Genomic DNA, 22,021 nt, shown 5'->3' with positions numbered 1-22,021 from the left:
TACTATTACGGTCGCCTTTAATTTTTTGCTGTAGTCATTGGTGGTAGAAAAAAGGATAGATAGAGCGAATTAATTCAAGCTCTTCTATCCTTTAAATTTCTACATAAATAATGTGTGACATTATTTATGAATTCACTATTTAAAATAGTTTTATCCTATATCTTAACTTTTAGTAAAACAGAAGTAGGAGCGTATTGCTTTTTTATTAAGAAAGTCGACCGCTATAGTCTTCAAATTTAAATTCACGAATGACTTTAATGCCTTCTTCATCGTTATAAGAAACGATTGATGGAAGGTTTACCCCATTAAACATATGATTTTTCACCATTGAGTAATGTGCCATATCCGTAAATACAAGACGATCGCCAGATTGTAAAGGTTGTTCAAATGAATAATCACCAATTACGTCACCAGCAAGACATGTTAGTCCGCCTAGACGATATGTGTATGCTAGCTCATTTGCTTTACCAGAACCGATAATCATAGGGCGGTATGGCATTTCTAGAACGTCCGGCATATGACAAGTTGCCGATGTATCTAAAATTGCTAGTTCCATACCGTTTTTCTGAATATCAAGAACAGTTGCTACTAAATAACCGGTATTTAGTGCAACAGCTTCACCTGGCTCTAAATATACAAGAAGGTCATACTTGTCTTGAATGTAATTAATGATATTTACAAGTTTTTCTACATCATAATCCTCACGAGTAATATGGTGTCCACCGCCAAAGTTTAACCATTTCATTTGATGTAAAACATCACCAAATTTTTCTTCAACAACTTGTATAATACGCTCTAACGTATCTGAGTTTTGCTCACACATTGCGTGGAAGTGTAAGCCATCAATACCGTCAAGCTGTGACTTGTCGAAGTTGGCTAATGTTGTACCTAGACGAGAATTCGTGTAGCAAGGGTCGTAAAGGGCTGTTTCAATTTCAGAGTACTCAGGATTGATACGAATACCACATTCAATTGTTTTACCAGCAGATTTTACTTTATCCTTATATTGAGCCCATTGGTTAAATGAATTAAACACAATGTGATCAACATAGCCAAGAAGCTCGTCCATTTCGTGCTCCACGTAAGCAGGTGCATAGACATGGACTTCTTTGCCCATTTTTTCATAGCCAAGACGTGCTTCGTGAAGTGAACTTGATGTAATGCCTGTTAAATATTCACCTACTAAAGGGAATGTTGAATGCATAGAAAACCCTTTTAAAGCAAGTAAAATACGGCAGCCTGTACGATCTTGAATCGATTTTAAAAGCTCTAGATTTTTTGTTAATAATCGCTCATCCACTACGTAAGAAGGGGATGGAACTTTTGAAAAATCAATTGGTTTCATTGGCTTAATTCCTTTGCATCTAAATCAAGGTCAAGTAATTCTGGATTATGGCTTTCTTGCCATGGTAGACCCCATTTATTTAGTGCATCCATGAATGGATCTGGATTGAAATCTTCGACGTTCCAAACGCCTGGTTTACGCCATTCACCGTTCATCACTAGCATTGCACCAATCATTGCAGGCACACCAGTTGTATAAGAAATCGCCTGTGAACCAACTTCGTTATAACATTCTTCGTGGTCACATACGTTGTACACATAATAAGTTTTTTCCTTGCCATCTTTTAGACCGCGAACGATACAACCGATATTTGTTTTCCCTTTTGTACGTGGTCCAAGTGATGCTGGATCAGGTAGTACAGCTTTAAGGAAGTGGATTGGTTGAATCATTTGTCCTTCAAACTCGATAGGCTCGATAGAAGTCATACCAACATTTTCTAATACTTTTAAGTGTGTTAAGTATTTTTCTGAGAATGTCATCCAGAAACGGATTTGCTTTAAGCCTTTGATGTTTTTAGCAAGAGATTCTAACTCTTCATGGTATAACAGGTAAATATCTTTTGGTCCAATTTCTGGTAAGTTATACACTTCTTTTTTCTCAAGTGGTGCAGTTTCGATCCACTTGCCTTCTTTCCAGTAACGACCATTCGCAGTAATTTCACGAATGTTAATTTCAGGGTTGAAGTTTGTTGCGAAATGATAACCGTGATCACCAGCATTTGCATCCACAATATCAATGTAGTGGATTTCATCAAATTCATGTTTTTGAGCATGAGCTGTGAAAACACCAGTTACGCCTGGATCAAAACCGCTACCAAGTAGAGCAGTTAAGCCAGCTTTTTCGAACTTCTCTTTATAAGCCCATTGCCATTTATATTCAAATTTTGCCGTTTCAGGTGGCTCGTAGTTTGCAGTATCCACATAGTGTACACCTGTCGCTAAGCAAGCATCCATAATCGTTAAGTCTTGATAAGGTAGTGCTACGTTAATAACAACATCAGGTCCAAAGGCTTTAATAAGCTCAATAACCTCTTCCGTATTATCTGCGTCTACCTGTGCAGTTTGAATCTTTGTTTTTCCGCCATCTAGTTTTTCTTTTAGAGCGTCACATTTTGAAACAGTTCTACTTGCGATACAAATCTCCTCAAATACGTCCGAATTTTGAACACACTTGTGTACCACAACACTGGCTACTCCGCCAGCTCCGATAATCAATGCTTTACCCAATTGTCTACCCCCAGGTTCATAAATAGTATTGTCAAACAAGCTGATTATACAGAAAATTGATTTACTACTCAATCATTGTTTTTAAATTTTCTACAAAAAAATTTATTTTTCTACAACAATCAGTTGTATTCAGAGGGGAATACAACGAAAAAAGAAGCTTTTTGTGAAAAAGAAATCCCTTTACTACTGCTGTAGAAAGGGGAAAAATGAGCAGCATTACCAAAAAATTGTTTTGTTCAACTGGCATGCTGCTGCTTGTTAAAAAAACGATAAGTCATCTCAATATTAGTAATAAGCTTCGAAATTATATCTTTTTACCGAGCTACTTATTTTAGAAAAATGATTTGAAATTTTCATCCCGCCATAAATAAAAAAAGATAATAAGCAATGTACTTAAAAATCCCATCACAAGGGCATAAGTACTGAGGGCCACGTCCACTTGACTTTGCATAGCATAAATAAAAATAGCTCCTAGTGTTAACAAGTTTCCAGTAATAAGCGATACAAAATGAAAACGTCTATTCATAGCAAGCACCAGCCCCCCTATATAGTTTACATGTACTCAAAAATGAAAATACATATCAATTATCTCATAATTCTGAATTTTATCCAATGTTTTTTAACATTTTATTATCGTAATTTAAATCAGGTGTGTTGATTAACCATTTTTATCCACCCTAATTAAATTAGAAGGATCTGATTTCCGCTACGGGCTACTCGCTTTGTCGCTGTCGCTTTCGCACAGAGCAAGGCTTCCTGCGAGCGAGCGTCGAGTAGCCCTCGCTACAAGCTCTTCATCATTACATGTGGTTGATTTCTTTGATAGAAAGAGCTTGTTTTTCGATAAAAGCCCAAATAGTTTCGATAAAATGAGATTTTGTTTCGATATAAGCTCAAATAGTTTCGATAAAGAGCGATTTTGTTTCGATAAAACTTCAAAGTATTCCTATAAAACGAACGAAAGTAGCTTTAGCGATTCTGTTTTGGATCTCGACACTAAATAGCAACAAGAAAAACCCTTTCATCGATCAATAATAAACCTATTTTTTTCTAATCAACACGCATGAATTTAAATAAAAGTAATTCCAACAGTACTAAACAATGCTGCTTACGTTCCGTTTTTGCACAAAAAACATCTACTGATCCCGGCCCCATGAAAGCATCCATTCGAAACGGAAATCAATCCCACGTTATGGTGATGAACCCTAATAGAGGATGATTTAAATACAATAAACAGACTTCGTTGTCTATGATTCAACTTTAAATTAAAAGAATTATAAAAAAATTATTGCTATTTAGTTTGTTTTAGCATGATAATCGCTCCTTTTCTCTCTAAAGATGGTAAACTACCTATAAGACTTTTCTTTTGGTGAAGGTGAGGATTTTAATAGTGGTCAAACAATTTGATGAAGTTCAACAGATAAATGAATTATTTTTAAGTGGTCAAGTGAAAGAAAGCTATCAATTAGCCAAAACACTTTTAGCTGATAGTACGTTTACAGATCATGATTCATACGCAACAATTCAACAACACGTCGAATTGTTGGAAGCGAACGGCTATGCAAATATGCCTGTTCCTTCTGCTGAAAAGGTGAAGCAAAGTGTTGAACGGGCAGATGGCTCTTATCCGGAACGTGATGTACTTGCTGCATATATAGGAAGTCAGGATGATAAGCAATTCGGTAAAGTAGTAGATGAATTATTAGCAGGGTCGGTCGAGGCACAAGCGAATGCTTACTATACAATGGCTGAATATTTTGTTCTTGCAAAGGAGCATGACAAAGCACTTGTGCAATATGCAGAAGCGGTAAAACTACAGCCAAATAAAGCTCTTTACTGGGGAGCCTTCGCGCAGTATTTGAACCGTAGTGAAGGCAGTCCGTATTTGGCACTGCGCCTTATTGAAGAAGCTACACAGTTAGATAGCATGAACCCTCGCTGGTACTATATACAAGGAAACATTTTCTTACAGCTTGTCTCAGCGACAAAAAATTTAAGCTATTTACCTGCTTTAGAAGAAGCTTGGGAAAAGGCTAAAAAACGTTGCGCTGCTAAACAGGTTGCATTAAAAATGGACATAGCGAAATCCAATGACATGCTATCACAATGGAGAAAACAAATGTTATAAGAGGAATGGGAAGCTGTCTTAAAAATTGCATGCTTAAAAGATCAATTTTCTGATGCAAAGGTAAAATTCAAGCCTGTTAGACGGATTTACTGTAATGGGTGGGGAAATGATTATTGAATATCAATAGAAATAGAGTATTATGCAGCGGTATCGTCAGCCTAAAGCCTATGCGTGGTCGCGTGCCAATGGGACCTTATATTAGTGAGGCATTAAATAGGCTGGCATTTGAATTTGCGCAGACTAGAACCATACGTGATACTACTACATTACTGGACTAAGTAGCTGGACCAGACTTAGTTTGTTATTCGATTATTCAAAGCCCAGAAATGCCTTACAGTAAAGCAATTCAGCAAAAGGTACGTCCATTGAAGATCTCCTGGACACCAGAAACAAATTCTGGTGCATTCGTTGGATCCGGAATGTATCGAGGGCGCTTTCAGAAGAAAAAACAGGTGCCATCTATCTTCAGCGGAAAATTGATGTAGAACCAGTTTTTGGATTCTTGAAGGCTGATTTACGTTTTACTCGATTTTCTGTCCATGGAAAATCGAAGGTAGAAAACGAAATGGGCTTTGCATTAATGGCAGTAAATCTTCGGAAATACACGGCCCATTAACAGAGAAATAGGATAGAGAAAATGAAATAACTCAATGAATCCAAGAAAAAAGAGAACTCGAAACGACTTTCTCTTTTTTTCTGGATAACAGCTAGTTTTGTCCCAGCTTTTTTATTCATGTTTTCTTCCGATTTGTATAAATTTTAAAGTTTCTTATGATACGCTTCATCGTATGACTTCTAAATGCGATTTAAACAATCCTTTTTCTTATTTTTAGTATCTGATCCTCAAAAATCAAATCAGATGTTAACCCATTTAAAGTTTTTAAATCCTTAATTGAAACATTAAATTCACTGGATATTCTATACAAAGTATCTCCCTTATTAACCTTATAGGTTTCGTAATCATCCAGTGGCCTATAATATAAAATTTCACCTTTTTCTTTGGTTGGATAAAAACTAGTTTTTAGAATGTTATTGTTAATTAATGTTTTTATCATTTGTTTTGCTCTGGCTTTATATGAGTGGCCTTGAACAGTTTTTCGTCCTTGTATTTGAATTTGTGATCTTTTTTTGGAATGATTAAGGAAGTATATAATTTTCTGTACGGTTTCTTCTGGCGATAAAGAGACAACCAAATCTTTACCTGGTATAAAATTTTTTCTTACTCCAGGTGTATCTACTGTCATTAGAAAGCCGCCGGATCCTAAAATTTCATAGGTCCGCTGCGTCAGTAAATCAGGATAATTTTGTAAACCTAATAAAATTTTTGCGGAGCTGTACACTTTATTTGCATCATTATAATTTAGAAAACCATGAATCCATTCATTGGGTATATCAAAGCCAAAATAATCAGCCATTTTGTCCCAATTGTTCCCCCAAAAATCAATACGAATATTCTTCATAAGAAGTGGTTTAATTAAAATATCCAAAGATCTGTGGCGGTAATGTTCTGGATATTTGTCTAAAATATCTGGATATGCATTTGCAACTATAGCAATATCTGATTCATATTCAGGATGAATATTAGTTGGATGGTGTATCGTTTCTTCATAACCGAAATCTAAATGGTCAGAAGGTATTCCTAATTGTTTATAGGTTTCTACATTATCGGGGCATAATGTGAAAATAAAGTCAGGTTTAATAGTATTTACTAAAGGAATCGACCAAACATCTGTATAAGCTGGGTCTTCGACAGCCCAATAAACCAACGGAATTTTGTGTGATACCATCTGTTTTCGAATTATCTCTTGCTTATCTTTTGTATGCTCCTTTCCCCAACCGATAGTAATAGCAAAATCAGGATTAAAATCTTCAATCATCTTGGATAGATTTTCATTATTTATAGACCCTGAAATAAGAATATCATGCCCTTCCGCCTGAAACCCTCTTGCTAAACTATTAGTCCAAATTTCTCCGCTTTCTAAAAAGAGAATACGCATTGTTTCACCTCTATTATTATCTAAAAAGAGTTTACAATTTAATTATTTCTTTTTTATTTTTAAAAAATGATTAACCTCAATTGTATCTGATTTAAGGCAATTTAAATGCTTAATTTCTTCAATGCTTACTCCAAACTTTCTTGATATACTCGATAAAGTATCATTTGGCTCAATAATATAAATTTCGTAGTTTTCTCTTAATGTATCCACATAATGAACCAATTTTCCTTCTCCAGAGCTTTTCGCACTTTTTGAAAGAATACCAGCATCGATGAGTGTTTCAATAATATAATTAGCTCGCTGCTCATAAGAGTATTTTTTTATGGTTTCCATACCTGCTTTCTTTACTTTATTACGTTCTTCAGGATGACTTAAATAGTATTTTACAAGTTCAATCGTTTCTTTAGAGGAATGACTTACGATAAGATCTTTACCTGTGGAAAATAATCTCCTAATTTCAGATGTATCATTTGTAAGTAAAAAACCACCTGACCCCAGCACTTCATACGTGCGCTGTGTTAATTGCGTATCATGATTTTGTATACCTAAAATAATTTCTGCTGAACTGTACACTTTATTTGCCTCGGTATATGGAAGAAACCCGTGAATCCAGTCATTGGGAATCTTCTTTCCAAGGATATGCTCCATTTGATCCCAGTAGCGACCCCAGAAATCAATTCTTATATTTTCATCCAGAAATGGACTGAGAAGTGACCGAAGCGCTTTAAACCGGTAGTGATCAGGGCTTTTTTTATATAGCATTGGATAACCGTTCGCAACAATTGCAATCTGAGCCTTATGTTTTTCATTAACTTCCACAGGGGAATGAACACTTGAATGATATCCAAAATCCAAGTGTGCCGAAGGAATGTTTTTCTCTCGATAGAAATCTACTCTGGAGGGACAAATGGTAAACACAAAGTCGGGTTCAATGGTCTGAATTAGAGGCAGGGAAAAGATGAATGTATAACCTGGATCTTCTGTAGACCAATAGACATGAGGAATATTTGTGGATGGGACACACTCTCGAATCATCTTTTGTTTTTCTTCTGTATGTTCTGCTGTATGTCCCATCGTGAAAATTAAGTCCGGCTGAAAGTTTGATATCATATCCATGATGCTGTCTTTAGTCAGAGGACCCGAAACCATGACGGTATGCCCAGCATCACAAAAACCGTTTGGAAGTCCGTAAATCCACATCGGATCACTTTCTAGAAACAATACACGCATAATATCCACTTCCTGTAAAAACTTAGTTTCATAGCATTTCACTTACTTTTACTAACTGATATCCTTGTTTTTTTAGTTCTGGTATGACGAGATCCATTGCAGCTGCTGTAGGTTTTCCATTTAAATGTGCAAGTACAATGTCATTACCTGTAAGCTTTGAAAAAATCCGACTAAAAATCGTATCTGCAGTTGGTTCTTGCCAATCCAGAGTATCTATGCTCCAATAAATTGTAAAAGGAATATCGATTTGACCTGCAGCTTCTAGGAGGATTTTATTCCAATAACCAAATGGTGGGCGGAATAAAGGGCTACCCTTTATCCCAAGAACTTTTTCAATACACGAAGATGTGCGTGTTAATTCTGATAGGATTTCATTTTTGGAATACTTCGTTAGATCTGGATGACTATATGAATGATTTGCAATTTCGTGTCCATCTGAAACAATTCTTTTCGCAAAATGAGGAAATTTTTCTACCCAGGCCCCGGTTAAAAACATGGTTGTTTGTATATTATGTTTTTTTAAAACATCTAAAATAGCTTCAGTATTTTCTGCACTATCGCCAGCATCAAATGTTAAGGAAATCATTTTGTCATCCTTTAAACCTTTAGAAAGGAGAACAGAGGGTAACTTTTTTGATTTGATATACTTTTTATCAATCTTTAAGAGTTGGCCAGCATAGATAAAATCTGATGTTAATTCATTTTCTTTTATTAGTTCTTCGACTGAAATACCAAACTCCTTTGAGATCTTTCCCAACGATTCTCCATGACAAATTGTATAATAATCGTATTTATTCACTTTATTTTCAGCTAATCTTATTTTCAAAGGGAGACCGGTTTCGATTATATCTGAGGTTAAGTCATTTAAATGCTTTAACTGATCAATTGTTACCCCAAACTCTTTTGAAATTTGATAAAAAGTATCCCCATTTTTAATGTTATAGATTTCAAAATTACCCTGTTGGTAGACTTTTCTTTCAATTCTTAAACTGTAGGTACTTTTCCTTTTGTTAAAGATTCCACTTTTCTCTAAAACTTCTAGCATATATTGGGCTCTTGCTTTATAAGAGTGTTTGTTTACCGTTTCAATGCCATACTTCTGGATTTTCTCCCTTTCTTTAGTGTGTTGAAGGAAATAATTTACTAATTCAATTGTTTCTTCAGGTGATGATGATGTTATTAATTCTCTTCCAGATTTAAAGAGCCGCAAGACTTCAGGGGTGCTGTTTGTTAACAAAAATCCTCCTGATCCCAGTACTTCATATGTTCGCTGTGTCAGTTGTGTAGGCAGATTTTGCAAGCCAATGATGATATCAGAAGAACTATAAATTTTATTTGCAATTGTGTAATCAATATAGCCACGAATCCATTCTTTTGGGATTTCTACCCCCAAAAGAGGTCCCATATTATCCCAATGATTCCCGTAAAAATTTATTTGAATATTATTTTCAATCAACGGTTTAATTAAATTTTTCATTGATTGGTGACGAAAATGATTTGGAAAATAAGAAAGTTTTCTTGGATATCCATTCGCAACAATACTAACTGGTGAATAATATTGGGGATCAAACTCTACCGGAGAATGAACTTTAGGGTGATATCCAAAATCTAAATGCTCCGAAGGGATTCCTAAACTTCTGTAATAATCGACCCTGTCCCGGCAAATCGTGAACACAAAATCCGGATGGGCTCTGCTAATATAAGGAACAGTAAATATTTCCGTGGATGTTGGATCTTCTGTTGCCCAATAAACATGAGGAATATTAACATTTATCGTGCTTTCATATATTTTTTTTTGCTTTCCTATCGTTGAGTTTTCAGGACCCCATCCCATTGTAATGATTAAATCTGGTCGAAATTCTGAAATAAGATTAGGAATATCCAGACCGTCCAATGGACCGGAAATTTTCACTTCATGCCCCGCATCCATAAATCCATTTGGTAATCCATGAATCCACATTGGATGGCTTTCTAAGAATAAAATGCGCATAAGTACACTCCTCTTTAGTTGGAAAAAGATAATTAAAATATAAGGCGTGTTGATTAGGAAAAAGCGATAAAAGGATTTTTTTGTTACCATTTTGTTGATATATTTCCATTTTAACTGATTGTAGCGTAGGGCTACTCGACTCCCACAGGAAAGCGAGTAGCCCGTAGAGAAACCAGCCTATTCGAATTAATTCGAATGTATAAAAATGGTTAATCAACACACCTGTTAAAATATTAGTCTAGTAACATTGGTATCGTGACAATTTCATAACCTTCTCTTATTAACTTATCAATAATTTCAGGCAAAGCCTTAACGGTTCCATCGAGCCTGCCTGTTATATTTTTAAAGGAATGCTGTAATATAATGGCCCCCTCTGTTAAATCCCTATTTACAATCGACATAATCTCCTCATTTGTTAAACCAGACCAATCAAGCGTATCTACTGACCACATGATGATCTTATAACCTAATTCATTAATGATTTGAATGTCCGAATTCGTAATAAAACCATATGGGGGACGAAAAAGTGTTGTAGATTTTCCTGTATGTGAACGAATTTCTGTTTCGGTGGATTTAATTTCATTTTCCAGCTCCGATGTTGTTAGCTCTATAAAGTTAGGATGGCTCCAACTATGATTACCGATTTCATGACCTTCTCGAAGAATTCTTTTAAAGATTTCAGGTTGCCACCTAACTTGTTGACCAACCACAAAGAAGGTTGCTTTGACTTTTTTTTCTTCAAGGATATCTAATATTTGAGGTGTATAAATATCATCTGGTCCATCATCAAAGGTTAGAGCGGCCATTTTTTTATTTTTCTGACCTTTATAAAAAACTGTTTCATTACTTTTTACAGAATTATTGGTCCTTAAATTGATTGATCCTCCCGTTGAACACCCCAAAATGGACATTTTAAGTATTTGAGTAACAAATTGAAACGGTATGAAGATTTCTTCATTAATCTCAATAGGCGAAATCTTCAAAGTTTCATTTTTTAGTTGATTTCCTTTTTCTATTAAGACCACAAATTGATCTTTAAAGAAGGTTATTTTGATATCATTTTTTTCCAGTTTTATTGATCGTTTTTCTCCATCATAGTCTACTAAGGCATACGTATGCTTAAAGAATAAGGCTGGAACCATCATATATCCTTTACTTTCACAGTAATTGCTTTGGATCGGATGGCCGTCAACATAAATATCGATTTTCTGTACGTTCATTCTTCTTTTTTCACCAACTGTTAGTCTGATTTTTAAAATTGATATAACAAAGTGCCTCAAAAATATCGTATGTATTAATTAGAAAGCTGTATAAGATGATGGCCCAGCGCAATGTAAATGGGTTTCATTATTAGAACTTTGTTTGAGTAATAGTAGGATATATAAACAATCTTTTTATTTGTTTTTACATACATTAAAGAATCACAATAGCAAGGAGAAAACGATATGAATAATAAAAAATCCTTGATGCCTATCTATCATGGGAACGAAATCATTCCAAACATTACTTTTATCGTAAATGTAGCTTGGGGAAATGAATATCTAATAAAATTATTAGAATTACTAAAGAAAAGGGATATTTGCCTTACTTTTTTTCTCGAAGGAAGGTGGATTGAACAGAATCTTGAATTGGCACTGATGATTAAAGATTCAAATCATGAGATTGGGAATCACTCTTATTCTCACAAGGATATGAAAACACTATCAGTAGATGAAATTCATATGGAGATTACTAAAACCAATGAAATAATCAATGAGCTATTAGGGGTTAAGCCTAAATACTTTACTCCACCATATGGATATTTCGATACGAGAGTTCTTGAAATAGCCACACGTCTTGAGATGGTTACTGTCTTATGGTCACTGGATACAATGGATTGGAAAATTGAAAACCAAAATGAGATTATTGATAAAATTGTCCCTAATATTAAGAATGGCTCCATCATTTTGATGCACCCAACCGAATCGTCCCTTAAGGCCCTTCCATATATGATTGAAAAAGCTTTGGATATGAATTATAAAATTGTAACGATTAATGAAATGTTATTGTTTTTATAAACGTTGAAATAAATATGTACAAAAATGCTAGTTTAACCAAGTACATTTTTGATTTCCTTTGTATATTACAACTTTACAGGGAGAGGCGAGCATGATAGCCTTGTTCGGATAGCTGGGTTCTAGGCTATCGAATCGTGCGAGTAGAGGCTCCGTGTCAAGTTGTAATTATTCACGCACTTGTATAGAAAAGTAGTTAATCAGCGAAAGTGTACATGCTTAGACTAGCAAAAATGTACATTGTTATTTTGACATTTACAGTTTTAAAGTGAGATTATTATTTTTTGCCTGAGAGCTGAGGAACAAAGCAGAATGATCTAATCGAAAATATAAACATTACGTTGTGAAAAAAGGAGATACTTTATGGGCATATCAGAAAGATTTGGAGTCAAATTCAGTCAGCTGAAAGAGCTTAACCAACTTTTTTCTGATACCATTTTTATTGATCAAGTACTAAAAGAGGAAGAAATTCCTGAAATAGATGATATAATTCTCTCTCCAGATATAATAGAAGATGAACGGATTTTAAATTGGGTAACACCTATCAGAAATTGTTCAATAAAATATGAAATTCCTTTTCCTGTATTATTTGGTATCATGTTAGCTGAAAGCAGGGCGATTGGATAATGCAATTATTGCCACAAACCGCCAATTGGTTAAAATGGAAATATATCTGAAAAATAGTAACAAAAAAATCCTTTTACCGCTCAATAATGAACCTATTTTTTCCCAATCAACACGCCTGCAAAATTTATTTACTATGATTAATTTTAGTCCACTGCTATTTTAGATATATAAACATTTGAAGAAGGGAAATAGGATTTTACACAAAAACCGCACCTATTTTTGGTACGGTTCCTCATAGAATAGGTAATATAGATTAACTATTTTCCTTCAATACCTTATAAACCGAACTTCACCCAGTTCCATATTCTTTTGTGACATCAACAGCACTCTCACTCTAAAAATCTTTATGTAAAGGCTGTAAGTGAAAAAGAATAATGTTCACGTGAAATCTTTTAGTAGACGAAAATGCTCAGATAGGCCTCAAAAAAACTTAAATAGCAATAGGTATAGGTTTCCCGATAACATCATAGAATAATAAAGTAATTGCATGGAAATGAATAAATATTAGTATAATGTTCTATTTTTGTATTTTTATGCTATAATACAACTATAAACGGACGTATGAAACTTATCTGATTACAGAAAAGAAGTGTTGGTTTGAGTTTATATGTAGCGTATGTATTGGTAGGACTTGCGATTGCTATGCCTGTTGGAGCCATTACAGTTGAAATGACAAAGCAAGGACTAAAAAATGGCTTTATGCATGGTTGGGCTGTAGGGCTTGGTGGCATGACAATTGATGTTGTATTGGTTTTTGCTTTGTATATGGGACTAGCATCCATTTTAGCAATGCCTATTATTCAAATTCCTATGTGGCTTATAGGGGCTGGTTTCTTATTTCTTTTAGGTCTGGATTCTATAAAAAATGCTGATCATGATATTACGCTGGCAGGAGAGAAAGGGACAAAATCGTTTTTTACTTCTTATCGTAATGGTTTACTAGTAGCAATTTCGCCTGGAAATCTAGTTTTTTGGGTAAATGTTTTCGGTGTCGTACTAGCCAAATCATATGGGCAGGGAGAGTCAGATAGCTTCTTAGTAATTGCGGCAGGGGTTCTGAGTGGCATATTGTTACATGATCTAGGCTTGATGACCATTGTTTCAGTTACCCGCAAAGCGATGAGTCGTAAGGTGATAAAGTCGTTTACAATAGTAGCGGGCGTATTATTAATTGGCTTTGCAGGGTATTTTATTTATGAATTTATACAGGCCATCAAAGTCTATATATAAAAAGTGCGATCCCAAAAAGATCGCACTTTTTCATTTTATGCTGAAATATCGATATTTTCATTGAGACAAGCCAAAATTTCTTCTGCTACTTGATGTGCTAAAGAGAGTTCAGAAGTGAAGCCTACACATGAACAATTCATTTCTCCTAAAATATAGCAATCTTCGCCAGTTTCGTTCGTATCTAACATGAAATCAGCTGTCCATATAAGTGGTAAGTCATAATTGCCTAGTAAACTAGTTACGAGAGGTAGTTGGGTTAAAAAGTTTTGAACAAGTTCTTCCCAGTCTTCCGGTGTATCATAACGGTATTGAGCGCCTGAAAATAATGTTGCACTAAATGCGTCCTCGGAATCTGCTGGTTTTTTATGAACTACGTGAACTGGTTTATCACGTAACATAAATAAGCGGATTTCACCTTCAGTAATACGAGGAAGGAAGCGCATATCAATTAGCATGCCATTTGGACCTGTAATGTACTGTTCACAGAACGTCATGAAATCCCCAAGTTTCCAATATTCCACGTGATTATCTTTTGCCTCTGTACATTTAATCTCCGCATCAAGGGGCACTTCTGTGATGCCTTCAGCAAGAGGTTCAACCAATTTAACTCGCCATATACCTTCGCCTGTTGAACCACGATTTTGCTTTAGAACACGTTCGTTAATAGCGAGAGAGGTAGGGAATTGGGCTTTAAATGCTTCAATCGTATAATAAGCAAATGTATCATCGGGTACTAAATTCGTAGAAGACAGCTTTGATAATACATCTTTAGAGCCATAGCCAATCATCGCATCTGGATGAGGCATACCGATGATACCCGCATTACATAGCTCGCGTAACATCTCAAAATATTCTTCCTCATGCTGTAAGTTTCCTGGATTTATACGTGATACATAGGCAATACCATGCTCTTTGACGTAATGATAAATTTCCTCTTTTTTTGTAACATCAAAGAAAATGACTTCTGCATCTTGTCCACGTTGTTTTAGCGCATTCACCATTGGCATTGTATCTTGTCGATAGCCATCAGGACCCTTATCTGTGCCGCCACGAACCTCGAAAAAAATAACTTTTTTATCCATAAAAAATACCCCTTTAAAATGATTGATGATAATTTCAGTATACTGGACAGACAAGGAAAAAAGATATATAAAATAAGTAAATTTTATGTATAGATTTATAGTTTTTATGAGCTGTTATAGGAATTAATGACTATTGTTTTTGGAATAATCCAAATTTAACAAAATCTTTCTAAGAGTGTTTTTTCTGAAAAACAGTGAGATATAAAATCATACATAAAATAAGCAAGGTTCCAATAAACTGAAAACCACCAAAGTCAATTTTAAGCCAAAACACACTTGTTATAACAGCTGTAAGGGGTTCTAGGCTGCCGAGTAAACTTGTTTCTTTTGGCGATAAATACTTCAAACTTGCAATATAAAACCAAAATGCGAGCATTGTCCCGAAAATAACGATAAAAAGAAAATAAGTGATTGTTGAAAATGCCCAATTTGTCATGTCAATTTGCCAAGGTTGATGGAAAAAGCTCATCACAATTCCGCCAATAAGCATTGACCAACCTACAACAAGTAATGAGTGAAACTGTTGTAATAGTGATACGGCATATAATGTATAAAAAGCAGCTGAAAGACCAGATAAAATCCCCCAAAACACGGCCATCGATGGAACAGAAAGTGTGGATAACGAGCCGTTTGTTAGTAATAAAAAAGTACCAACAAGTGTCAGAGTTACAGCTATGCCATCTTGCCTTGTCAATTGACTGTGCTTTGTTATGAAATAATAGGCCATTATGAAGAGTGGTGCTAAATATTGTAATAATGTAGCCACTGCGGAATTGCCTAGAGAAATTGACATCATATAAGTATATTGAACCGCAAGCATTCCGAGTAAACTAAATAAAATTTGTCTAAAAGCATTTTGCCTCGTACGCCACATCACAAAAATAGATTCCTTACGATGTGTAAATTTATAGGCAGCAATTAGTAATAGGCCTGCTAAAAGAAGTCGACTAGAAACGAGCCATCCAACCTCAATATTTTCCTGTTGAAAAAGCTTTTGCGCGACGGTTCCGCCAATCCCCCAAAAACTTGCCCCTAGAATGACTAGAATAAAACCGCGAGTACGATTTTTTTGTACTGATTGATTCATCTGAAAACATCTCCTAAACTATCAATATAGGATGATTATAAGGAAAGTTAAGTACAAGTAATATCGATTTAAATGTTTGAAAATATCAATATATTGAGGTGGATGAAGTGTGGCGTTAACACATATTAAAATTGCGAAGGATTTACAAGAACTGACGTTACATGGGACGAGGGAATTCCCAGTTGCACTATACGAGACTGTCCTGCGATTAGAAAGTTTAGATTTTATACCGTTACATTGGCATAAGGAAATTCAATTTGTCTATGTGAAAAGTGGGCGTGTGGAATACCGTATAGGAGCAGATGTCTTTGTAGTTGAGGAGGGGGAGGGACTATTTGTCAATGCATCAGGGTTACATGAAGCAAAGCCTTACCATATAGCTCAAGCAAAAACCCTCTGTGTGAATGTGAATCCATTACTCTTAGGTGGACATGAGGGGAGTATTTTTGCTACTAAATATGTACTGCCATACATAGCAAACAATAGATTGCCTTATGTAAAGCTTTCAGGACAATTGGCACAAAAAGTAGAAGTTATAGCAAAATTGCTACAAGAGAAGGCCATCTTTTATGAGCTAAAAGTATGGAGAGAGCTATTAGTAATTTGGGAAACGATTTTGTCACAATCGATGTTAACGGAAGAAATACTGGACCCAGCAATTATTGTCCAACATGAGCGAGCGAAAGATATGCTTAATTATTTACATACTCATTATCAAGAGAAGGTATCGTTAGAAAATTTAGCTACACATGTTTTTTTAAGTCGGGAAGAATGCAGTCGCTTCTTTAAAAAAATGGTCGGTATGACCCCATTCACATACTTATTACATTACCGCCTTCGCAAAAGCATGGAACTATTACGTGATAGCGAGCAATCAATCACGACAATTGCTGCAACAACAGGTTTTAGTACAGTTAGCTATTACATCGAGAAGTTTAAGGAATACACGGGATACTCGCCGCGTGTCTATAGACAAAAGTTTATTGAAAAAAGATAGTAGTGCATAGAATATCCGTGGAAGAGAGATCAATATCCGCGCGAAGTAAGAGAATGCCCGCGGAGGAGAAGCAAATATCCGCGCGAAGCAAGTGAATACCCGCGAAAAGAGAATCAAATCCCAATTTGTGAAAAAATATTGAAAATTATTGGGGAAAGGATAGAGTCTTTAATGCTTACGTTATTTACAGCAATAACCAAATGTAGTAAAGTGAAATTAATAGTAAAGCAAACTTTACTATTAATTTCACTTAAAGGATTGGGTTGTTAATGAAAAAGGATGAGGAATTTCTATATAACCTTGTGCAGGAGATAAATGATGCCATTTATTCGATGGATAGTCATTTCATTAAGTTACACCAGAATTTAGTGACTGATGATTTATCGCCTAAGCAAATAATTTTATTAGATTTTATTGAAAAAAATAGCCAAGTGACGATAGGACAGATTGCAAGTTATTTGAATATTACTTCAAGTGCTGTCGGTCAATTGGTTAGTAAACTTGAAGAACAGCAATATGTCACTCGGCGTATTAATCCTGAAAACCGACGTGAAATATTTGTAAGTCTAGATACTTTAGGCACTAAGTATTTTGAACGAGAGGAAGAAATAAAACGATTTATTATCTCTAAATATTATTCTAAGCTCGATTTAAGTGAGGTCGTGGAATTAAAGAAAATTATTCAGAAACTAAATCAGATTGTAATTAAGGAAGGTATTATCGATGAGTTAAACGATCAACATTTGAAAAAGGGAGAGATTTAATATGATTGCTTTAAAGAAAAAGCAAAATTTATGGCTAGCTTTTTTGTTAGTGGTACTTGCCAGCAATTACATGCTTTATAACACTGGGCCTGGTTTATCAATTTTACCATTTGAAACAAATGGAGTTGTTATAGGCTCTTTAATTGATTTTCTTCTCGTTATGCCTGTTCTATTCATGTTGTATAAAGGAAAGTTTTCTGTAAAACAAGCGGTACTATTAGCAGCGACTGGTTGTATTGCAGCGCGTTTTATTATTCCGATAGAATATTTGCAACCTTTTGTTGCGGTAACGTGGGTTGGATTTGCCATTGAAGGTTCGATTATTTTATTAGAAATATTACTAGTTTCAACTCTTGTTCGCTACATGCCGAGAATTCTAGCGGATGTACGATCAAATACTTTACCAGACATGTTCACATTTCCACAAGCAGTTGATAAACATGCCCCAAAGCATCTTATTGTTCAAATGCTTTGCACAGACTTTTTAGTTCTTTACTACGGTTTTGCAAGCTGGAAGAGAAAAGAGCGTCCGGGATTAACCTTACATAAAAATTCGAGCTATATTGCTTTTCAAATTATGATCATCCATGGAATAGCCATTGAAACAATTGGGATTCATTGGTGGCTACATGAGAAATCGATGGTTCTTTCAATTCTATTGCTTATTTTTAATGTATACTCTGTTATATTTTTTATTGCAGATATGCAGGCAATTCGTTTAAATCCCGTCTATGTAACATCTGATAAGCTGTATTTGTCGTTAGGTTTGATGAAACGTGCAGAAATTCGCTTTGAACAAATTGAAGAGCTTATTGAGGATAAGGACCAATTGGAAGGGAAATTATCGAAGGATACAATTGATTTTGTAGCACGTGATTTTGGCGAGGCCTATCCACAGTTTATTTTAAAGATGAAAGAACCTGTGGAAGTAACTTTCATGCTTGGACTTAAAAAACGTTATAACAAAGTTGCCATTAAAGCTGACCAGGCTCAGGAATTTAGAAATATGCTTTTACAAGGAATGGAAAATAATAGATAATAAAATGGTGGTTGGGACAAAACTGGCCAAAACCTTAAAAAGCGTGAGAAATCAATTTGAAAACGTTGATTTCTCACGCTTTTTTGATGTTAAATATTTAAATTTTGCCTCAAAAGTGCGGTCAGATAGTGTTTCATGAAGGTAGATGTCGATATTTTTCGAAAGTTGGGTGATAAATAAAAAAAGTTGGTCGATAAATCGAAAAAGTTAGTCGATAAACAATCAAAAGTTCTCGATAAATCTCAAAACTATAGCTCATTAAAGGTCAAACATAGTAAAAGAGAAATCGAAACAGCATCGATTTCTCTTTTATCAGCTAGTTATATCCAAGCTTCGTTTATTTTAGGACTCGTCACCAAAAGTCGGGATGATATTTGTTAAAATATAGTTTATTTATATCTAGTCGGAACGGAAATTAACCCCGGGTTATTGTGATGAGCTTTAATTTACAAGACTAAAAATAACTAGGATAACAAGAACACACAATAATGGGAAATCTACAAACCCCTTCATTAATCGACTTCTAGCTGTATGAATTTGTTCATTGGATATTTGAAAGATTGACCAAATTTTGTGCTCTATAATTTGCTGGATTATCGATTGCATAACGCTACGTAAAGTAAAATAAAGCATTCCAATTATGATAAATTTACCCCAAGTCGGAACAATGATGGTAAGCCCGATCCCCATCACTAAAAAACGAAGATAGCCAAAGCGATACTGTTTTTGGCGTAGCATCGTTTTGCATACTAGTTCCTCTATAAAATAATCAGAACGTCGAAACATGCGCTTTGAATTTTTCCAAAGTAGGCGAGGCTTTTTCAATTTTGGTGCTAACTGACTTTTAAGCTCAGGAGCTATTTGAAATAAAAGACTTTGCCATTTATAAAACGCTGCCTGATCGAGCTCCACCTGCTGATCAAAATATTTCGTGCTATAAATAAAATGTCTATAATAATAGTTTGTGCAATAGACAAGAAGAAGTAGATACAAAAGTGCAGTAATACTATTTGGCACATACAAAAAGAAAACTGTGCCGAGAATACACATCACAATTTTACTTAAAAGCTGCTGCCATCGACGAAGTTTTAATTGTACAAGTGCATTGAAAAAATTAGTTGTAAATAGCAGCAGTAATAAAATAAGTAATTCCAATATCGTTACATGATGAACGATTATAAAAATGGGCGCTAATAAAGCAATGGCAGAAACGAGTATGAGGAGATGCTTACTAAATGTCCAATAAAGACCAGCTTGTTTTAACTTTATCATTTGTTTTCGGTTTTGGATTAAAAAAAGACGATCAGCTCGCTGCGAATAAGTTCGAATAGTTTCAATACGTGTAATAATAAATAACAGAACAATTAAGAAAGCTAGCGGAATATGTACGACCCACGATGTACTTATAGTTAAGATAAAGTCTTTATAAAGGAAAAAGCCAATCACAAGAGTCGGCACAACAATATATAAGGCGACTGTCCAATCGATAACGCTTGCTAGTAGCTTAAAATTATTAGAGCGCTCTATTTTTCTTCGTTGCTGAAATAAACTAGTCATGGTGATTTTCCTCAAGTAATGTATCGAAAATATCGAGAAGAGATGCTTTGTCCTGTTTCATCGTTAAGCGTAACGATGTGAGTGTACCTTGCTGTATAATTCGCCCACGATCAATTAGTATGAAACGATCACATATTTTTTCTGCCGTATCGAGTGCATGTGTACTCATTAAAATTGCGGCGCCTTGTGCTTTTAATTCATCTAAAATCGTTAAGAGCTTACGCATTGCCTGTGGATCTAGCCCCATAAAAGGTTCATCTAAAATATAAGAAGAATGATTGTCAAGAAATGCTAAAATCAGCATCACTTTTTGTTGCATACCTTTGGAAAACGTTGTTGGATAATCATGTAGCTTATGGTCTAATTTGAAAATATTTAGTAATTCTTGCGCACGATCTGTTAAAGAAGCCTCTTTACCTGCAACACGCATGTAAAAATCAATATGCTCCCATAATGTAAAATACTCATATAAAATTGGTCTTTCTGGTATGTAGCCGTAAGTTCCTATCGAGACTTGCCCATCCATAATTGGTAAGACACCCATCATTGCCTGCAAGGTTGTACTCTTACCTGCCCCATTTGAACCGATTAATCCAACAAGCTCACCGCTATTTACTTGAAATTGAATGTCTGCAATAACATTTTCTTCTTCTACATAGCCACCTGTATGTATGTTAATATCTATTGTCATTAACTTCCTCTCCTTTTATATATTTACGAATAAAGAGGAGTAATGTTTCAAATTTTGAGTTATTTCTTTTTTGGGAATATCACGTATGAAATGCTAATTGCGGCATCAATTGCAAGTACGATACCCCAAACTTTCATTACTTGAAATAAGGAAGATGTATCAGAATTTGAACCAACAAAAAGTGACATAGCATACAATAATCCAGCACCAATGATGAAGGCAACAATATGCTGTCCAAGCATTTTCATTTCATGCTTACCTTTTGTCATTCCAGTCATTGGCTCTTTTTTATAGCCAGATTTTAAAAACCATTGTTGGAATTTTTCATCTGCCCATGCAATCATCGTTTTACCGTATGCTATGGAGACACCAATATAGATGGCCGCTATTCCGTGAGATATAGAAGCGGGGGTCCCTGCTTTTAAATCCATCGCAGTGAGGATGACAAGTAATAAATCTATAACAGGTGTTAATGCAAAAAATAAAATGCTCAGTTTCGGCATTTTCAAAACATATCTGCAAATAAGCCCTAGAATAATAACAATCCAAAAGGCAATTTCCGCAGTAATAATCCAAGCAATCATAAAAAACCTCCAGACTTTAATTAATACAGAGTTATATTAATTAAAGTACCGTAAGTTTTTAATTAAAACAATTGTATTAAAAAAGATTATAGAGATAGACCAAAAATAGTGAATTAAGAAGAATGGAAAGCGGCTAACAGTGAATTAATCTTTAGGAGCTACTCAAGCGAAATTTCCAGTTTAAAAGCTTTACCAAATGAAATTGACAAAGTAAATGATGAATTGGAAAAACAAATTCAACTACTATTGGATAAAAACAGTCGAATTATAAACTTAACTAATTCAAATAGTATTATTAGAATAAGGGTGGATTTGGATGAACATACATCAACTATTACTTGAAAATGATTTTGAATAAATTGGATTAAATACAGTAAGTCGCAAGAACTGAAG

18 protein-coding genes and 1 pseudogene are annotated in these 22,021 nt (G+C 34.9%); 8 read left to right on the top strand and 11 right to left on the bottom strand.

Features of this window, described 5'->3' with window-relative positions; translation table 11 throughout:
- Positions 1-205 precede the first annotated feature (205 nt).
- Positions 206-1,345: a carboxynorspermidine decarboxylase gene (nspC, locus tag QUF91_RS17025; RefSeq protein WP_285398106.1), complete on the bottom strand. Its 1,140-nt coding sequence runs from the start codon at positions 1,343-1,345 to the stop codon at positions 206-208.
- On the bottom strand, positions 1,342-2,571 hold the full coding sequence (locus QUF91_RS17020; protein WP_285398107.1) for a saccharopine dehydrogenase family protein: 1,230 nt from the start codon (positions 2,569-2,571) through the stop codon (positions 1,342-1,344). Before QUF91_RS17020 ends, nspC begins: the two co-directional genes overlap by 4 nt.
- Positions 2,572-3,961: 1,390 nt before the next feature.
- On the opposite strand from QUF91_RS17020, the gene QUF91_RS17015 reads away from it, so the two are divergent.
- On the top strand, positions 3,962-4,699 hold the full coding sequence (locus QUF91_RS17015; RefSeq protein WP_285398253.1) for a tetratricopeptide repeat protein: 738 nt from the start codon (positions 3,962-3,964) through the stop codon (positions 4,697-4,699).
- Positions 4,700-5,120: 421 nt separating this feature from the next.
- Positions 5,121-5,315 (top strand): annotated as a pseudogene (locus QUF91_RS17010) (transposase); the annotation flags it as partial.
- Between the two features lie 190 nt (positions 5,316-5,505).
- Here QUF91_RS17010 and QUF91_RS17005 read toward each other — a convergent pair.
- The 4 genes from QUF91_RS17005 to QUF91_RS16990 form a co-directional block, all read right to left on the bottom strand.
- Complete coding sequence (locus QUF91_RS17005; protein WP_285398254.1) at positions 5,506-6,696, bottom strand: DUF3880 domain-containing protein; 1,191 nt, start codon at positions 6,694-6,696, stop codon at positions 5,506-5,508.
- 42 nt (positions 6,697-6,738) lie between these two features.
- Positions 6,739-7,926, bottom strand: a complete 1,188-nt coding sequence (locus QUF91_RS17000; RefSeq protein WP_285398255.1) for a DUF3880 domain-containing protein — start codon at positions 7,924-7,926, stop codon at positions 6,739-6,741.
- 28 nt (positions 7,927-7,954) lie between these two features.
- Positions 7,955-9,916: a DUF3880 domain-containing protein gene (locus tag QUF91_RS16995; protein WP_289418687.1), complete on the bottom strand. Its 1,962-nt coding sequence runs from the start codon at positions 9,914-9,916 to the stop codon at positions 7,955-7,957.
- A gap of 233 nt (positions 9,917-10,149) precedes the next feature.
- The gene (locus QUF91_RS16990; protein WP_289418685.1) at positions 10,150-11,136 is read right to left on the bottom strand and encodes a polysaccharide deacetylase family protein; all 987 of its coding nucleotides are present in this window, start codon (positions 11,134-11,136) and stop codon (positions 10,150-10,152) included.
- 225 nt (positions 11,137-11,361) lie between these two features.
- Between QUF91_RS16990 and QUF91_RS16985 the strand changes: the two genes are divergently transcribed.
- From QUF91_RS16985 to QUF91_RS16975, 3 genes are all read left to right on the top strand, one after another.
- The gene (locus QUF91_RS16985; protein WP_289418683.1) at positions 11,362-11,973 is read left to right on the top strand and encodes a polysaccharide deacetylase family protein; all 612 of its coding nucleotides are present in this window, start codon (positions 11,362-11,364) and stop codon (positions 11,971-11,973) included.
- A 360-nt stretch (positions 11,974-12,333) separates the two neighbouring features.
- On the top strand, positions 12,334-12,597 hold the full coding sequence (locus QUF91_RS16980; RefSeq protein ID WP_285398259.1) for a LysM peptidoglycan-binding domain-containing protein: 264 nt from the start codon (positions 12,334-12,336) through the stop codon (positions 12,595-12,597).
- A gap of 597 nt (positions 12,598-13,194) precedes the next feature.
- Positions 13,195-13,827 (top strand): LysE family transporter, encoded by a 633-nt coding sequence (locus tag QUF91_RS16975; RefSeq protein ID WP_285398260.1) that lies wholly within the window; start codon positions 13,195-13,197, stop codon positions 13,825-13,827.
- A gap of 35 nt (positions 13,828-13,862) precedes the next feature.
- Here QUF91_RS16975 and QUF91_RS16970 read toward each other — a convergent pair whose 3' ends face one another.
- Positions 13,863-14,909, bottom strand: coding sequence for a Cj0069 family protein (locus QUF91_RS16970; RefSeq protein ID WP_285398261.1), 1,047 nt, complete (start codon positions 14,907-14,909; stop codon positions 13,863-13,865).
- A gap of 169 nt (positions 14,910-15,078) precedes the next feature.
- Entirely contained in the window at positions 15,079-15,996 is a 918-nt protein-coding gene (locus QUF91_RS16965; RefSeq protein WP_285398262.1) for a DMT family transporter, read from the bottom strand.
- A gap of 109 nt (positions 15,997-16,105) precedes the next feature.
- Here QUF91_RS16965 and QUF91_RS16960 point away from each other — a divergent pair, with 109 nt between their 5' ends.
- The 3 genes from QUF91_RS16960 to QUF91_RS16950 all read left to right on the top strand — a co-directional run bounded on the left by QUF91_RS16960 (position 16,106) and on the right by QUF91_RS16950 (position 18,796).
- Positions 16,106-16,993, top strand: coding sequence for an AraC family transcriptional regulator (locus tag QUF91_RS16960; protein WP_285398263.1), 888 nt, complete (start codon positions 16,106-16,108; stop codon positions 16,991-16,993).
- Between the two features lie 269 nt (positions 16,994-17,262).
- Positions 17,263-17,757 (top strand): MarR family winged helix-turn-helix transcriptional regulator, encoded by a 495-nt coding sequence (locus QUF91_RS16955; protein ID WP_285398264.1) that lies wholly within the window; start codon positions 17,263-17,265, stop codon positions 17,755-17,757.
- Between the two features lies 1 nt (position 17,758).
- The gene (locus QUF91_RS16950; RefSeq protein ID WP_289418679.1) at positions 17,759-18,796 is read left to right on the top strand and encodes a beta-carotene 15,15'-monooxygenase; all 1,038 of its coding nucleotides are present in this window, start codon (positions 17,759-17,761) and stop codon (positions 18,794-18,796) included.
- Between the two features lie 441 nt (positions 18,797-19,237).
- Here QUF91_RS16950 and QUF91_RS16945 read toward each other — a convergent pair whose 3' ends face one another.
- The 3 genes from QUF91_RS16945 to QUF91_RS16935 are packed head-to-tail and all read right to left on the bottom strand — an operon-like array spanning position 19,238 to position 21,628.
- Positions 19,238-20,353, bottom strand: a complete 1,116-nt coding sequence (locus QUF91_RS16945; RefSeq protein WP_289418677.1) for an ABC transporter permease — start codon at positions 20,351-20,353, stop codon at positions 19,238-19,240.
- The gene (locus tag QUF91_RS16940) at positions 20,346-21,044 is read right to left on the bottom strand and encodes an ABC transporter ATP-binding protein (RefSeq protein WP_289418675.1); all 699 of its coding nucleotides are present in this window, start codon (positions 21,042-21,044) and stop codon (positions 20,346-20,348) included. Before QUF91_RS16940 ends, QUF91_RS16945 begins: the two co-directional genes overlap by 8 nt.
- A gap of 59 nt (positions 21,045-21,103) precedes the next feature.
- Positions 21,104-21,628: a hypothetical protein gene (locus QUF91_RS16935; protein ID WP_289418674.1), complete on the bottom strand. Its 525-nt coding sequence runs from the start codon at positions 21,626-21,628 to the stop codon at positions 21,104-21,106.
- Between the last annotated feature and the right edge of the window lie 393 nt (positions 21,629-22,021).

The sequence above is a fragment of the Lysinibacillus sp. G4S2 genome (assembly GCF_030348505.1).
In the GTDB taxonomy this organism is placed as follows: Bacteria; Bacillota; Bacilli; order Bacillales_A; family Planococcaceae; genus Lysinibacillus.
The sequence above is the reverse complement of the archived record's forward strand: the minus strand, read 5'-3'. Positions and strand labels throughout refer to the sequence as shown.

Excerpts from the sequence above, each read along its gene's own strand:
- QUF91_RS16950 (WP_289418679.1), top strand. The coding sequence starts at position 17,759 with ATGATTGCTTTAAAGAAAAAGCAAAATTTATGGCTAGCTTTTTTGTTA.
- QUF91_RS17005 (WP_285398254.1), bottom strand. The coding sequence starts at position 6,696 with ATGCGTATTCTCTTTTTAGAAAGCGGAGAAATTTGGACTAATAGTTTA.
- QUF91_RS16940 (WP_289418675.1), bottom strand. The coding sequence starts at position 21,044 with ATGACAATAGATATTAACATACATACAGGTGGCTATGTAGAAGAAGAA.
- QUF91_RS16990 (WP_289418685.1), bottom strand. The coding sequence starts at position 11,136 with ATGAACGTACAGAAAATCGATATTTATGTTGACGGCCATCCGATCCAA.
- QUF91_RS16995 (WP_289418687.1), bottom strand. The coding sequence starts at position 9,916 with ATGCGCATTTTATTCTTAGAAAGCCATCCAATGTGGATTCATGGATTA.
- QUF91_RS16945 (WP_289418677.1), bottom strand. The coding sequence starts at position 20,353 with ATGACTAGTTTATTTCAGCAACGAAGAAAAATAGAGCGCTCTAATAAT.
- QUF91_RS16980 (WP_285398259.1), top strand. The coding sequence starts at position 12,334 with ATGGGCATATCAGAAAGATTTGGAGTCAAATTCAGTCAGCTGAAAGAG.
- QUF91_RS16985 (WP_289418683.1), top strand. The coding sequence starts at position 11,362 with ATGAATAATAAAAAATCCTTGATGCCTATCTATCATGGGAACGAAATC.
- QUF91_RS17000 (WP_285398255.1), bottom strand. The coding sequence starts at position 7,926 with ATGCGTGTATTGTTTCTAGAAAGTGATCCGATGTGGATTTACGGACTT.
- nspC (WP_285398106.1), bottom strand. The coding sequence starts at position 1,345 with ATGAAACCAATTGATTTTTCAAAAGTTCCATCCCCTTCTTACGTAGTG.
- QUF91_RS16970 (WP_285398261.1), bottom strand. The coding sequence starts at position 14,909 with ATGGATAAAAAAGTTATTTTTTTCGAGGTTCGTGGCGGCACAGATAAG.
- QUF91_RS16935 (WP_289418674.1), bottom strand. The coding sequence starts at position 21,628 with ATGATTGCTTGGATTATTACTGCGGAAATTGCCTTTTGGATTGTTATT.
- QUF91_RS16955 (WP_285398264.1), top strand. The coding sequence starts at position 17,263 with ATGAAAAAGGATGAGGAATTTCTATATAACCTTGTGCAGGAGATAAAT.
- QUF91_RS16965 (WP_285398262.1), bottom strand. The coding sequence starts at position 15,996 with ATGAATCAATCAGTACAAAAAAATCGTACTCGCGGTTTTATTCTAGTC.